Here is a 13944-nt window from a genome sequence, read left to right as displayed (position 1 = left end):
ATAAAATAACAAATAAGTGCACAGGTCACAATGGGCAGTAAACAAAAACGCCACCATGAACTCTGCGCACTGCCTCCTGAGTACTGCGCACTTAAAAGAATTCGCCTGACCATTGCCTACGAAGGCACTGATTTTTGCGGGTGGCAGATCCAGAAAGGCCAGCCGAGCATTCAGGAATGCCTGGAAACGCATCTTTCCGTTCTCTGTGGCCGCCCCACCCGGATCTTCGGCTCAGGACGGACCGATTCCGGGGTCCATGCCCTGGGACAGGTGGCCCATGTGGATATTCTCGCAGATCGAACCCACATTCCCTGGCATAAGGCCCTTAATGCCATGCTCCCCCGGTCTGTGCGGATTCTTGAGGTTGCCAACGTGGGCTTTGATTTCCATGCCCGGTATTCCTGCCTTTCCAAGACCTATTCCTACACCATGTGGACCAACCCGGACTATGTGCTGCCCCAGCGCAGGCGCTACGTGTGGGATACCGGTCCCCTGGATTTTCAGGCCATGGACAGGGCTGCCGCGTATCTCGTTGGGCAGCACGACTTCAAGAGCTTTCAGAATCTGGGCACGGACGTTCAGTCCACCATCCGCACCATAACCCGCATAGAGAGATCTTCGGGAATCACCGACCACGAACAGGTATGGACCTTTTCGGCCAATGGATTTCTCAAACAGATGGTCAGAAACATGGTCGGCCTGCTCTATCAGGTTGGACGCGGCAAGCTGTCTCCCGAGCAGGCCAAGGAAATACTGGAAGCTCGGGATCGCTCCCTGGCTCCGGCTACGGCACCGGCCAAGGGCCTCTGCCTGGAATATGTGGAATATCCCCAGGACAAAAAATAGCCTGCCTGTTCAGGAGATCACCTCCAATTCCACCCGGTTGCCAGGCTTTAGATGCAACGCCCTGGCCGCACTGCTCTGGCACATACAGAGTTCGTAAACACCCTGACTACCTGCAAGAATGCCTGTTTGCCCGGGCTGCAAATCATTGTAGGTCGCAACCGGGATCACCCCCTCTCCCCATGGATGCCCTTTCAGGACCCGTACCTTTCCCAATACTCCTTCCCACTGGTTGATGCACAGACCAAGCAGACAATTGCCAAACCCGTCCACATGCAGAACATGGGTCCATATCCTGTTTCCCTGTCTTCCTGAATCGGCCCATGTCGAGCGCTCAAGCGATGCTGGCGGTATCTCTTCCCCCAGGGTTTCCAGCCTTTCACCATTGATTACCCTGGCCGCCAAGGGGGCAAATACGTCCCTGCCATGAAAAGTCCGGCTTGTGGCAGCCTGGTCAACATGAGCAGCAAAAACCCTGACTCCCCGGCCATCCTCGGGCAACAGCAAACCGGTCAGGCCATTGTCCGGAGCAATGATGATCCTGTTGTGGTAGGCAACAAGAACAATCCGCCTGGTTGTGCCCACCCCGGGATCAACCACCGCAACAATCACGCTGCCCTGGGGAAAATAAGCAAATCCGGACCAGAGGAAAAATCCGGCCTGCACTATGTCAAACGGCCTGACATGATGGGTGTAATCCACAATATGCGCTTTCGGAGCATGACTCAGGATAACCGCCTTCATCTGGGCCACATAGGGATCACGAATCCCGAAATCCGTGAGGAGAAAAACCAAAGGCGCTTCACGCATCACATGTTTGTACGCCATGCCATCATCCCTTTTGCATCCTTGTTGACAACAATTGTCTGCTCTTTCGGATCCACATACGAACATGCTGCTCCAGGATCTTTTAACAGATGGAAAACTGAGATGCCATGCCTGCGCATACAGATTCCAGCCATCCGACCACGCTCCTGGCATGAGAAGTCGGCACAACGTGTTGCACCATCAATCCGACAAATAATATTCCACAGTGGAAACCACACGGACCCGCTTGATATGCGGGTTGTTCCTGTCCCTTGGGGTAATGGAGAACTGCCCCTGTGAAGCCCGTTTGATCTTGCCCAAACGGCTTTTGGAGTCCTCGGCAAACTTGAGGGCCACTTCCCGGGCCTTGGTAGTGGCTTCCTTGATCATGTCGGGCTTGACCTGATTCAATTGGGTAAAAAGATACTCGGTCTGATAGTCATACCCCCCGCCGGTGAACGCGATCCCCTGTTTTCCCAGTTCTCCCAGTTGGGTCATGAGGGACCGGACCAGGGGGACATCACGGGAGTATACGGTCACGTTCTGCACGGCAGTGTACCGAAAGGGAGCCTGCCTGGAATCACTGTAACTTTGTGCCGATTTGTCGGTGATGGAGGGTGCGGACAGGGAAATATCACCGGCCTTGACCCCCTTGTTCTCCAAAAAACGGGTGATCTTGGCTGTGCCTGCTTCCAGAGATTCGTACAGTTCTTCCAGGTTGTTGCTCGCCTCGGTAAACTGGATGGGCCAGATAACCACATCGGCCTTGTATTCCCGCTCGGAAAGTCCCTTGACCCGGACCGTGCGCTCCAATTCCTTGACTTGCAGGGCCGCATTCCCAAGAACATATCCCAAACCGCACAAACCGATGATCAGACATACGCCCAGAACCAACGCGCTTCCATGATCCTTGTTTTCCATGCTCTTCTCCTTCAAGTATATGGCGCCACGGATGCCACCTGATCCCTGCATCAGGTGGTAAACATGTACAGACTTGGTCGTGAAGACAGGGCCGGACACGAATGCAGATAGTTTCTGATGTTTTCCCGCACCGCATCCAGGCTGTTCCCTTTCCACAGCCGGGGCCAGATGGTATGGCCATACACGAAATTGGCGGCCAGATATTGGGAATATTTCTTGAAATAGCGCAATCCCATATCCTCTCCAAAATGGGTTTCCAGCAGGTCCACAAGGTTGAGGGCGGCCTGGTAAAAAATATCATCATCCGGTTCAAGCCTTCCGGTCCACTGGGCAAAGATCCACGGCCGGGCAATGGCCATTCGACCCAGGGCCACACCGTCACATCCTGTTTGTTCCACCATCTTCCGGCAATCTTCAAGGGTAAACACATTGCCGTTGCCCAGAACAGGAATGGACACGGCCTGCTTGACACGACCGATATACTCCCACTTTGGGGGACGTGAGCGTCTGTCCGGAGCCACTCGGGGATGAAAGGTCAGACAATCAGCTCCGGCATCCTCAAACCTTTTGGCCATGTCCACGGCAAAATCCGGGTCATCCTTCCAGCCGGTTCTGTACTTCACACATACGGGAATGGACACGGCCCTTTTGACCTCACGCACCATGGCAACGGCCACATCCGGATGATTGAGCAGGTCTGCACCGCACCCGTGCTTGCATATCCCGGATACGGAACAGCCCATGTTCATGTCCACACCGAAAAATCCTTCCTTCTGGATGCGCTGGGCAGCCAAAACCATGTCCTGGGGATCTGAACCGAAAATCTGACAGACCAGATGCGGCAATTCACTTGTTCGCCATCGAAAACAGGGAGAAACATCGGGATTGGCCGTAGGCAGGGCCCGGGCACTGCACATTTCCGAGAACAGTAGACCGTATCCGCCGTACCCGGCCACAAGTTCGCGAAAGGCCACATGCCCGAGCTTGGACATGGGAGCCAGGACCAAACGGCCGTGAACGGTCTTGTGGCCGATGGTCCAATCAGAACGCAGCCATTGTACAAACCGGGCACTCATGACGTTTCCATGGATCGGTAGGTTTCGCGCTTGGGAAGTGCGGTCTTGTGACCATCTTCATCAATCCGGACAAAGGTGACATGGGTGGAAAAAACAAGTTCCTCCTGCATGGCTCCGGGACTGTCCGCATGGACCTCCACCGCATAGGTCACCGAGGTATTGCCCTGTTTCCAGGGAAGAATGGAAAATCGGAGAATGGAACCGTTTTTCACCTGTTTGGAAAAAACAATCCGATCCATGCCCCGGGTCACCAGGGTACACCCGGGAAAATCACGAGCCGCCACGAGCCATGCATACTCGTCAACCCACTTGAGCATGCTCCCCCCGAACAGGTAACCGTGGTGATTGAGATGTTCGGGCCTGACCATGGTGAATGTGTTCATAGTGCCTCCTGCAAACGTTCATCCATCAGCAGAAATTACCCGGTTCAGCTGTTGGGATCAAATGGGTGTTTTTTTCATATATCACATTATTTCAATAGATTAAAAACTTAAGAACAATCTGTGGATTATTTTATTCCTTGTGTGTTCCAATATGTCGCTTGAATGCACATCCTGCCCCCACCTGTTCATTCGTTCCTTGATCGTTGCTAAAAAATACCATAAAAAAATATTTGATTCAAACAAGTTATCGAACTTAGGAACAAACCTACACCCCCTATTATTTCTTATTATCAAAAAACTTCTTTTATAATAACAACACAACAACCTGTTCCCGAATAGCAAACTCCCTTTCAACACAAGGAAACCATCATGGCCAGTAACGTCATCTTCTGGAATCTGGCAACCAGCCGAAAAATGCCTTTCCACCTCAGAATGAAAAAGCTGCTCAAAACAGCAGGCCTGGGCAAACACATTGACCCGGGGAGTCTCACCGCCCTGAAGATGCATTTTGGCGAAGCCGGAACAACGGGGTTCATATCCCCTCTTATGGTGGCTCCTCTGGTCGAATTCATTCGCAAGGCAGGCGGCATCCCCTTTCTGACAGATACCAACACCCTGTACACGGGAGAACGAGGCGAATCCGTGTCCCATCACCTTCGGGCGGAAAAACACGGTTTCACGCCCCATGTGACAGGAGCACCCGTCATTATTGCTGATGGTCTGAAAAGCAATAATGAACGGGAGGTCCCCTGCCCGGGCGTTCATTTTGACACCTGTTTTCTGGCCGGTGACATTGTTGACGCGGACATGCTTGTGACCCTGAACCATTTCAAGGGACATGATCTGGCTGGGTTCGGCGGAGCCATCAAAAATCTGGGCATGGGATGTGCCACCCGCAAGGGAAAGATGCAGCAGCATTGCGGCATGGGACCCCTGGTAAACACCGATCATTGCACGGGATGCAAGGCATGCGTTTCGGTCTGTCAACCCGGGGCCCTGCAGGTGCTGGAAAACGGCAAAATCGCCCTGGATCCGGAAAAATGCGTGGGGTGTGCTGCGTGCCTTGCTGCATGCCGGCATCAGGGTTTGACCGTAAACTGGAAGGTGGATGTTCGCGTGTTTCTCGAACGCATGGCCGAATACGCAGCCGCTGTGGTGGCAACCCACAAACGCCCCTGCTTGCATGTCAGTTTCATCACCCATGTTTCACCGGGATGTGATTGCACTGGATTTTCCGACGCCTCCATCTGTCCGGATCTGGGTGTGGCTGTTTCCTATGATCCCGTTGCCCTGGACCAGGCCTGTCTGGACCTGGTCAATCAGGCCCCCTGTCTGCATCCAAGCCGACTGCCTGCAGACATCCTTCCTGGAGAGGACAAGTTCGCTGCCATTCATCCCCATGCCGACGGAACGCATGTGCTCGAACACGCCCAGAGCCTGGGCATGGGGACGCGACAGTATGAGCTGATCAGAATCTGAGGAGGTTGAACTGCTGGACAAGCCGGCCCTTCTTTGGTTATTGATGCAACTTCTTTTTCAAGAAAATACCTTCAGGAGGCTTACATACCATGGCTCACAAGAAAATCGAACGTAAAAAGGAACTTGATCGACGTCGTCAGCGCAGGGAAAAACGTCTCAAGCAGCGCATCAAGGAAGCCAAGGAGGCTGCCGGCAAATAAAGAAGGGACGATTCAGTATGTCCGGGGACAGGAACATGCGTAGAGACCAGGTAGGCATCATTGTTATGCACGAATCGCCCAAGGGTTTTTGTCCCGAAATACATACTGTCATTTCTGATATATACCCTTTCTGTTTTCATTTGTTTTGTGCCCCATGCAGGGCAGGGCAGCTTCGGCTGCCTTTTTTTTGCAGTCATGAAAGTTGAGCCGGCCACGGCTCACCAACCTACGGAACCATCATGATAGAGAGATATAGTCGCCAAGAAATGGCTTCCCTGTGGACTTTGGAAAACAAATTCAGGGTCTGGCTGGAAGTCGAGCTGGCCATATGCGAAGCCTGGACACGTCTTGGACGTATTCCCCAACAGGAAATGCAGGTCATCCGCGACAAGGCGGATTTTGACGTGAATCGGATTCTGGAGCTGGAACAGATCACCAAGCACGATGTGATCGCCTTTTTGACCGCTGTGGAAGAAAAGGTCGGACCTGCCTCCCGGTTCATTCATCTGGGGTGTACCTCCTCGGATATTGTGGATACGGCCAACGGGATTCTTCTGGTTCGGGCCGGTGAACAGATCGCCCGTGATCTGGACATGATCCTTGCCACCCTGAAAAAAAAGGCCATGGACAACAAGGGACGCATGGTCATGGGCCGAACACACGGCATCCATGCCGAACCTACCAGTTTTGGTTTGAAAATGGCGGGTTTTTACGCCGAGTTCAAACGCCATCAAAAACGGTGGAAGGCTGCCCTCGAGAATATCCAGGTGGGCAAGATTTCCGGAGCCGTAGGAACCTATGCCCAGCTCGACCCCCAGGTGGAAGCCATTGCCTGCGATCTTCTCGGGTTGCATGTGGATCCCGTGTCCACGCAGATCATCCAGCGTGATCGTTACGCCCAGTACTTCACCTCCCTGGCTCTCATTGCCGGTGGCATCGAACGACTGTGCATCGAGCTCAGACATCTGCAGCGCACAGAAGTTTTGGAGGTTGAGGAAGGATTTTCCAAGGGACAGAAAGGGTCTTCGGCCATGCCCCACAAGAAGAATCCCATTTCCGCGGAAAACCTGTGCGGACTGGCCCGTCTCGTTCGCAGCAACAGTGTCAGTGCCATGGAGAACACCGGACTGTGGCACGAGCGGGATATCAGCCATTCTTCTGTAGAACGGGTCATCATGCCCGATTCAACCATTCTTATCGATTATATGCTCCACCGGCTGAACACGCTGGTCACCAATCTGCGGATCATTCCCGAAAATATGGAGCGCAATCTTCATGGCTCCTTTGACATCTATTTTTCCCAGCGGGTCTTGCTGGCTTTGGTGGATGCCGGCCTGGAACGACAAAAAGGGTACGAAATGGTCCAGAAACTGGCCATGCATTGCTGGCAGAACAAGATCTCTTTCCCCCAGACCGTCCGCAATGACCCGGCCATGAAGGAACTCCTTTCTGCCGAGGTCATGGACAGGGTTTTTGATCCTTCCTATTACCTGCGCCATGAAGACATGATTTTTTCCCGGGTGTTTGATGCTTCAAGCCACTAACTTCTCGAGTACATGATGACCCATACCAATACGTCCATGCGTACCCGTCTGGCTGAGCTCCTTCTGGAAAAATCCTATTTGGAGGGTTCCTTTGTGCTCACCTCGGGCCAGCAAAGCGACTATTATTTTGACTGCAAGCAGACCGCCCTGCATCCAGAGGGGGGCTGGCTCATCGGCAACCTGTGCCTGGATATCATTGCCAGACATGGAGGGATCCAGGGAGTTGGTGGAATGACCCTTGGGGCCGATCCCCTGGTGTCTGCGGTCAGTGTTCTTTCCCAGGTAAGAAACATGCCCCTGCCGGGATTTATTGTGCGCAAGACCTCCAAGGGACACGGCACCAACCAGTACCTGGAGGGATTGAAGAATTTTTCTCCGGGTGACCAGGTGTGCATGCTTGAGGATGTGGTCACCACTGGGGGAAGTCTGATCACCGCGTGCAAACGTGTAGAGGATGCGGGGCTCAAGGTTGCCCAGGTCATCTGTGTTCTGGATCGCGAACAAGGAGGAGCCGATGCCCTTGCCCTGGAAGGATACACCCTTGAGGCTCTGTTCACTCGTGCCTCCCTTCTCCAGGAAGGCCATTTCGCCTAACGCCATGACTCCACAACCCTTTTTGGCGCATTGTATATACGAGGAATACTGCAGTCATGATTGAAACACGTTGTCATACAAGCATGTTCTTTATTGTCGGGATGTGTATGTTGGTCGTGTTTGGCAACGCGCATCCAACCTGGGCCCTGAGTTGGCCCATGAGTTCCCATGGTCCTGATTCCCTGTTTGCCATTGATAAAAGTAAGCAGGTTTTGTTGTATTTTCGGAAAAACAATGTTTCCCAACAGCTCGATTTGGTGAAAAAAATCCCTTGCGCAACAGGTAAGGTCAATGGTGACAAGTTTCGCGAGGGAGACATGAAAACCCCCGAAGGAATCTATTTCATCCAGGGGAAAAAGGAGCAGGGACTCAATTTCGGCCTGTATGGGGATCTCGCCTTTGTGCTCAATTTCCCCAATCCTGTTGATCAGGCCAAGGGAAAGACCGGGCACGGCATATGGCTGCATGGTCGGGGCAAACCCATCAAGCCTCACGAGACAAGAGGGTGTGTTGCCCTTAACAACCATGACATCAAAACCTTCCAGTCGGAAGTTCAGATCAATACAACACCGGTCATTATCGGTCATACCATATCCCTGAACAATGATGTGCCGGCACACGAGAGCATCAGTGAACAATTGATACAGGCCACCACCACCTGGGCCCAGGCATGGGATAACAAAGCATCTCGTTTTTTTTCGTTTTATGATCCCCATTTTTTTTCCAAGAGCTTTTTTGAACATAAGCAGGGATTGTTTCAAAGATATGCGTGGATTGATGTCGTGATCGACGACATAAAATGTATTGAAGGTCAAGAATATTGTGTAACGTATTTCAAACAGTTGTATAAGGCTCCGGGCTTTACATCAGAAGGCATCAAGCGGTTGTATTGGAAGGCTGATGATGCGGGAGGATGGAAAATTATCGGGAGTGAATGGTTCAGCACTCCTACTGGGTTGGAAAATGTATATGTGAACAAGATAACCACCCAGATTGTTGAGTGGGTTGAGTATTGGAAAAGATCATGGGAACAAGGCAATATTGAAGAGTATATGACCTGTTATACCCATAATGCCGTACAAGGCGGTATCCACGGGAAACGGTCGATTGCTGAACACAAGAACAATCTCATCAAGCAGGGAAAAAAGCCGACCAGGATTCTCATGGAAAATCCGGTTGTGCGTCTGCAAAACGATGGTGCTCGTGTTCGATTTACCCAATATTACCAAGCTGAAAATGGCTATGCCGACAAGGGGATCAAAACGCTTGTCCTGAAGCGAATAGACGAAAATCATTGGCGTATCATTTCTGAAACATGGAAGAGACTGGATCCATGAATGACAAAAATTTAATAAGTATTCTCGTTATGCGTGACGACAAGGATGTATACCGCGTGAGGATGCATCCTTGGTGTGTCAAGGCCTTAATATATGGAACCATACTCGTTGGATTGTGTGCAGTTCTCGGCGGGTATGGTGTTTTTTATTTTTGGAATGAAAATAAACAACTCGATATTGATCTGCAAAATATGCAAAATACCTTGCTTGATAATAATATGGAGTTGAAACGTCTTCGTAATATTGAAAAGATGCAGCAATATGATGTTAATGGTAGTGCTGCTCTTGATACGAAAATTATAGAGATAAAGAATAATAATACAGACAAGTCGTATATTAATCTTAATGATATTTTTGGATCTATAGATAAAAATGTTTTGATTGCTAGTAATGTTCAGGCAAAATTTATAAAAAAATTTATAAATTTATCTTTTGATATTAATAAACGTAATTTTGAAGATAATGGAGTTGTTAATGGAAATGTTGTAATTCATATTGTTTCATCTTCTGGCGATGTTGTTGACGTAGAAACACGAAGTGATATGTTTTTTGAGCTTAGAAGGATGAAACAATACAATGTACGTATTCCTATTCCAAAACAACTTGTGAAGAATGATATTTTTGGTATTCGCATTACAATTAATCAATCACCAGGTAAAACGGTGTTTCGTGAAACATATTTGTTGTCAAATATTCTTTTGTAGTTTGATTTTGCTGTGCTCTGTTCCTGCAATGTCTCATGAAGGTGAATCAGGGCATAGGCAATTTGTTTTTTTCAAGGATACCCAATATCCTCTCCGGGTTCATTTTATACAAGGAGACAAGCCCGGACCAACAATTATGATTCAAGGGGGCATCCAGGGTGATGAGGATGCAGGATTTATTGCCGGGCAGATCCTGAGTCGAACCAAGGTGCACGCCGGCAATCTCATTGTCGTTCCCAGGGCTGATGTTCCTTCCATCAACATGCACCAACGCCAATGCAATGTTGATCTCAATCGCCGTTTTGATCGCGATTATGATAGGTATTTCGAAGACCGCCTGGCTCGGGTTATCAAATTTCTCATCGGCAAGTGTGATGGCTTCATTCATCTGCACGAAGGAAGCGGCTTTTATCATCCCACCCCCATTGACCGTTTGCGCGGTCCCCATCGTTTCGGACAGTCGGTCATTATTGATACGGCTGTTTTCAAGGACCAGCTCTATCTGGCTGACATGGCCCACAAGGTTCTGGAACGGGTCAACAGAAACCTTGTTCCCAGCAAATGGGCATTCAGACTGTTCAATACCCAGACGTTCTCTCCGCGTACCAGCTACCCCGAGCAGCAAAAGTCACTGAGTTTTTATGCGGTCAAGCAATTGCACATTCCGGCAGTGGCTGTTGAGGTGAGCAAGAACATTCTTGACCTTGACTGGAAGGTTCGACGGCAGATCGAGGTGGTCAAGGCGTTTTTGGATGAATTCGGTGTATCCTGCACCATCCCGGATATAGGACCTGACGAGATTGCAACATGGCATGATCCCCTGCATAATGTGCGTATCAATGGACAACCTGTTGGTAATGGTCACATAACTCTGCATGCCTATACACCTCTTTCCGTTTCCCTGTTTGGATCAGAAAAGTATGATGGATCCAGGGAGTATGCTGTTTATACATCAAGAAGACGGGATTACAATATTCTTGGCATGGAATTCCTCCCGCTTGATCCCTTTCAATATTTACTGTTTGCCGTGGATGGGAAAATTGTCAGAAAAATTCCCATTCAGTGGAAGGGAACGTGGTCCAAGAACCAGGCAGCCGTTCATCCCATTTTTATTTATTCACTCAATAACAACATACATTGCAGACCTTCCGGAACCATTGTTGATGTTTTTGAAGGAGATCAGCTTATCATGGAAGGAATCTGGAATGGCAGGAAAAATGAAATTCTGAACGTCAAGGGATTTGTATCTGAAAAACATGGGAATAGTGGTCAGGACGTAGAAAATCCCGTGCTGATCAGAAAATCCAATTTTCTGGGGAAATATCTACGCGAGGAAGCCGATGGATGCTGGCTCTTCCGGGTTGTCCGAGAAACGCCTGGATCACCTCGAAATGTCTTACATTTCAGAGTTCATCCTTGCGTTGTCAAAGCTATTGAACTAGTGAATGCAGTATCCGAAAAAACCGTTATTTCATTGGCTGATACATCCATTGTCATGCCGCCGGGATCATATCGGATCAGCGATATCTGGACACCGCGGGATGTTTCAGACGCCATGATTCTTGTGGATGACTGGCCCGTGTCGTTCAATGAGTTCATGACCTGGCAGCCGGGTGAATCACATGTTCTTCGTATGTACACAGCAAGGGATTTCAAACATCTTCATGACATACGGATTCATGTGGCTGACACCCTGGCTGCTGAAGCGACAGCTGTTTTGCCATAGTAGCCTTACCCATCCATGCCTGATGGGGGTTGAATCAGGAAAATGGCGCATGGAGAATGGCATGATCCTTCCTGTTCACCCAAACAACGAGGTTGGAAAAAAATGTCTTTTTTTGTAGCCTTTCCCATCCGACTCTTGGCCCATAACAAAAATGTGTTTGATATCTGTGTACATCGGAAGATCAATATTGAAATAGGCCTGGATGCCAAAACCTTGGATAGCCTTGATGTTGGCTACCATCAGTTTTTGTCAGGCGAATTCCAAAAGGCCGGCATTGACTGCGCTGTGCATCTTCCCTTTATGGATCTCCATCCGGGCAGCCCTGATGCTGCCATACGCAAGGCATCGTGCAAACGGCTGCAGGACTCCCTTCAAATAGCCCGTTTGTACAATCCGGTTCATCTGATTGCGCATACAGGCTATCAGGAACATTATGCCGATTGTTTTTCCGAATGGTCATCTTGGGCTCTGGAATCATGGCGATCCATCCTGCATGCCTGGCAGGATCATCCCCAGGTCTTCTTTGAAAACGTGTATTGCCGGGAACCAGGTGTCATGCATGATTTTCTTTCGGAAATTCATGCCGAAACATGTGGTTTTTGCTTGGATGTTGGGCATTGGTACTCGTTTGCACGCGGGGCCAACAGCAAAAATTTCGGACTGTGGCTTCAAAAACTCGGCTCCTTTCTTGGCCATGTGCATTTGCATGACAATAGCGGATTAAGGGATCTTCATCTGGGGCTTGGCAACGGATCCGTGCCCTGGAACGAGGTCTTTGCCACCCTGGAGCTCATGGAGCTTGTGCCTACCATTACTCTTGAACCCCATTCTGCCAAGGATCTCCAGGACAGTTTGGTTTTCATGCTTGAGCATTTTGCGTGGTTTGCCCGGCTTGGAGTGAGCAAAACCTATCTCGAGGATATCCTGTCCATTCCCTTTGACGATTCTTTCTGAACATCCATTCTTGAGATGTGTTGCCTATCATTGGATTTTTTACCTCTCGGAGGTTGTTGTGAACATTGGTTGCCCATCGGAAATAAAGAATCATGAATATCGGGTCGGTCTCACCCCGGCATCGGTCCATACCTATGTGGACAATGGCCATGCGGTTTTCATCCAGAAAGGGGCGGGACAAGGCTCGGACATTGCCGATGAGGAGTATATTCAGGCCGGAGCAACCATTGTACCCACGGCAGCCGATGTCTGGGAACAGTCCGACATGATCGTCAAGGTCAAGGAACCCCTGCCTGCTGAATATCCCCTCATGCGTCCAGGCCAGCTCGTTTACACATATTTTCATTTTGCAGCCAGCCACAAGCTGACCAGGGCGTGCATGGACAGTAAGATCACGGCCCTGGCGTATGAAACCGTTCAGGAAGACAATGGTCTGCTTCCCCTGCTCAAACCTATGAGCGAAGTGGCTGGCCGTATGGCACCTCTCATGGGGGCCTTTTATCTGGGGCGTCCCAAGGGAGGAAGAGGAGTTCTACCCACAGGGGTTCCCGGGGTTCTTCCCGCCAATGTTGTTGTCATTGGCGGAGGTACCGTGGGGGCCAATGCAGCCCGTGTGGCCGCCGGTCTGGGCGCACGGGTGACCATATTGGATATCAATCATGCCACGTTGGAACATCTGGGAAACATCATGCCGGCCAATGTATTTCCGGTGTACAGTGATCACATCAACCTCAAGCGGACCCTTGAACGGGCCGATCTGGTCATTGGTGCGGTGCTCATTCCCGGGGCCAAGGCTCCCAGACTGGTAACCCGTTCCCTGCTTCGTTCCATGCGTCCGGGCGCTGTTATTGTCGATGTGGCCATTGATCAGGGGGGATGCACGGAAACATCCGTTCCAACCACTCATGATGATCCTGTTTTCGAAGAAGAGGGCATTGTCCACTATTGTGTGAGCAACATGCCTGGTGCTTACGCCCGGACGTCCACCTTTGCCTTGAACAACGCCACCATCAGATACGGCTTGCAACTGGCCAACAAGGGAGTTGAAAAGGCCTGCACCGAGAGCAGAGCCCTGATGCGTGGACTGAATATTTACAAGGGTACCCTGACCTGTGAACCGGTTGCCGAGGCCTTTGCCATGCAGAAGGCCTGCCGCCTTGCCGGTGACCTTTTCTAGCGTCTTGCCAGCGTCTTGCCGGTTGGGTCATGGCGTCAACTGTCAGCGCGGCGGTCTTCAAAGACAGTCGCGCTGATTCTGTTTGCAAACTGTTTCCCGGCCAGATGTGCAACGGTCCGATACGCCAGTTGAGAGGCAGGGGCTTTTGATCCCGCATTGCGGGTGCGATTGGGCTTTTTCATTTTCAACCTGTAAGCAT

General features: G+C 50.5%; 13 protein-coding genes. 9 read left to right on the top strand and 4 right to left on the bottom strand.

All coding sequences use genetic code 11. The annotated features are described in order from the left end of the window. Positions 1 to 30 precede the first annotated feature (30 nt). The gene (gene truA, locus DPF_RS06400; protein WP_069858170.1) at positions 31 to 846 is read left to right on the top strand and encodes a tRNA pseudouridine(38-40) synthase TruA; all 816 of its coding nucleotides are present in this window, start codon (positions 31 to 33) and stop codon (positions 844 to 846) included. 9 nt (positions 847 to 855) lie between these two features. Here truA and DPF_RS06395 read toward each other — a convergent pair whose 3' ends face one another. The 4 genes from DPF_RS06395 to DPF_RS06380 all read right to left on the bottom strand — a co-directional run bounded on the left by DPF_RS06395 (position 856) and on the right by DPF_RS06380 (position 4030). Continuing rightward, positions 856 to 1671, bottom strand: coding sequence for an SAM hydrolase/SAM-dependent halogenase family protein (locus tag DPF_RS06395; RefSeq protein ID WP_176724189.1), 816 nt, complete (start codon positions 1669 to 1671; stop codon positions 856 to 858). A gap of 180 nt (positions 1672 to 1851) precedes the next feature. Next, entirely contained in the window at positions 1852 to 2571 is a 720-nt protein-coding gene (locus DPF_RS06390) for an SIMPL domain-containing protein (protein ID WP_069858168.1), read from the bottom strand. Positions 2572 to 2621: 50 nt separating this feature from the next. Then, positions 2622 to 3647 carry a tRNA dihydrouridine synthase gene (locus tag DPF_RS06385; RefSeq protein WP_069858166.1) on the bottom strand — a complete coding sequence of 342 codons (1026 nt, stop codon included), beginning with the start codon at positions 3645 to 3647 and terminating at the stop codon, positions 2622 to 2624. Beyond that, positions 3644 to 4030 carry an acyl-CoA thioesterase gene (locus DPF_RS06380; RefSeq protein ID WP_069858164.1) on the bottom strand — a complete coding sequence of 129 codons (387 nt, stop codon included), beginning with the start codon at positions 4028 to 4030 and terminating at the stop codon, positions 3644 to 3646. The genes DPF_RS06385 and DPF_RS06380 overlap by 4 nt, the downstream gene beginning before the upstream one ends. A 369-nt stretch (positions 4031 to 4399) precedes the next feature. Here DPF_RS06380 and DPF_RS06375 point away from each other — a divergent pair, with 369 nt between their 5' ends. The 8 genes from DPF_RS06375 to ald all read left to right on the top strand — a co-directional run bounded on the left by DPF_RS06375 (position 4400) and on the right by ald (position 13745). Further along, positions 4400 to 5509 carry a DUF362 domain-containing protein gene (locus DPF_RS06375; protein WP_069858162.1) on the top strand — a complete coding sequence of 370 codons (1110 nt, stop codon included), beginning with the start codon at positions 4400 to 4402 and terminating at the stop codon, positions 5507 to 5509. Positions 5510 to 5948: 439 nt separating this feature from the next. Beyond that, positions 5949 to 7253 carry an adenylosuccinate lyase gene (purB, locus tag DPF_RS06370; protein ID WP_069858160.1) on the top strand — a complete coding sequence of 435 codons (1305 nt, stop codon included), beginning with the start codon at positions 5949 to 5951 and terminating at the stop codon, positions 7251 to 7253. Positions 7254 to 7268: 15 nt separating this feature from the next. Further along, positions 7269 to 7847 carry an orotate phosphoribosyltransferase gene (pyrE, locus tag DPF_RS06365; protein ID WP_231702142.1) on the top strand — a complete coding sequence of 193 codons (579 nt, stop codon included), beginning with the start codon at positions 7269 to 7271 and terminating at the stop codon, positions 7845 to 7847. Positions 7848 to 7903: 56 nt separating this feature from the next. Continuing rightward, positions 7904 to 9184, top strand: a complete 1281-nt coding sequence (locus tag DPF_RS06360; RefSeq protein WP_069858156.1) for a L,D-transpeptidase family protein — start codon at positions 7904 to 7906, stop codon at positions 9182 to 9184. Continuing rightward, the gene (locus tag DPF_RS06355; RefSeq protein WP_069858153.1) at positions 9181 to 9888 is read left to right on the top strand and encodes a hypothetical protein; all 708 of its coding nucleotides are present in this window, start codon (positions 9181 to 9183) and stop codon (positions 9886 to 9888) included. Before DPF_RS06360 ends, DPF_RS06355 begins: the two co-directional genes overlap by 4 nt. After that, a complete protein-coding gene (locus DPF_RS06350) occupies positions 9797 to 11614 on the top strand; it encodes a M99 family carboxypeptidase catalytic domain-containing protein (RefSeq protein ID WP_083254514.1) in 1818 nt (605 codons plus the stop codon). The genes DPF_RS06355 and DPF_RS06350 overlap by 92 nt, the downstream gene beginning before the upstream one ends. Positions 11615 to 11716: 102 nt before the next feature. Then, complete coding sequence (locus DPF_RS06345; RefSeq protein WP_069858149.1) at positions 11717 to 12568, top strand: sugar phosphate isomerase/epimerase family protein; 852 nt, start codon at positions 11717 to 11719, stop codon at positions 12566 to 12568. A gap of 58 nt (positions 12569 to 12626) precedes the next feature. Then, positions 12627 to 13745, top strand: coding sequence for an alanine dehydrogenase (gene ald / locus DPF_RS06340; protein ID WP_069858792.1), 1119 nt, complete (start codon positions 12627 to 12629; stop codon positions 13743 to 13745). Positions 13746 to 13944: the final 199 nt, after the last annotated feature.

The organism is Desulfoplanes formicivorans, from assembly GCF_001748225.1.
Classification (GTDB): domain Bacteria; phylum Desulfobacterota; class Desulfovibrionia; order Desulfovibrionales; family Desulfomicrobiaceae; genus Desulfoplanes; species Desulfoplanes formicivorans.
The sequence above is the reverse complement of the archived record's forward strand: the minus strand, read 5'-3'. Positions and strand labels throughout refer to the sequence as shown.

Bases quoted from the DNA above. Each gene is read 5' to 3' on its own strand.
- DPF_RS06345 (WP_069858149.1), top strand. From the start codon at position 11,717: ATGTCTTTTTTTGTAGCCTTTCCCATCCGACTCTTGGCCCATAACAAA.
- DPF_RS06395 (WP_176724189.1), bottom strand. From the start codon at position 1,671: ATGGCGTACAAACATGTGATGCGTGAAGCGCCTTTGGTTTTTCTCCTC.
- DPF_RS06375 (WP_069858162.1), top strand. From the start codon at position 4,400: ATGGCCAGTAACGTCATCTTCTGGAATCTGGCAACCAGCCGAAAAATG.
- DPF_RS06390 (WP_069858168.1), bottom strand. From the start codon at position 2,571: ATGGAAAACAAGGATCATGGAAGCGCGTTGGTTCTGGGCGTATGTCTG.
- DPF_RS06360 (WP_069858156.1), top strand. From the start codon at position 7,904: ATGATTGAAACACGTTGTCATACAAGCATGTTCTTTATTGTCGGGATG.
- pyrE (WP_231702142.1), top strand. From the start codon at position 7,269: ATGACCCATACCAATACGTCCATGCGTACCCGTCTGGCTGAGCTCCTT.
- DPF_RS06385 (WP_069858166.1), bottom strand. From the start codon at position 3,647: ATGAGTGCCCGGTTTGTACAATGGCTGCGTTCTGATTGGACCATCGGC.
- DPF_RS06380 (WP_069858164.1), bottom strand. From the start codon at position 4,030: ATGAACACATTCACCATGGTCAGGCCCGAACATCTCAATCACCACGGT.
- DPF_RS06350 (WP_083254514.1), top strand. From the start codon at position 9,797: ATGATATTTTTGGTATTCGCATTACAATTAATCAATCACCAGGTAAAA.
- truA (WP_069858170.1), top strand. From the start codon at position 31: ATGGGCAGTAAACAAAAACGCCACCATGAACTCTGCGCACTGCCTCCT.
- DPF_RS06355 (WP_069858153.1), top strand. From the start codon at position 9,181: ATGAATGACAAAAATTTAATAAGTATTCTCGTTATGCGTGACGACAAG.
- purB (WP_069858160.1), top strand. From the start codon at position 5,949: ATGATAGAGAGATATAGTCGCCAAGAAATGGCTTCCCTGTGGACTTTG.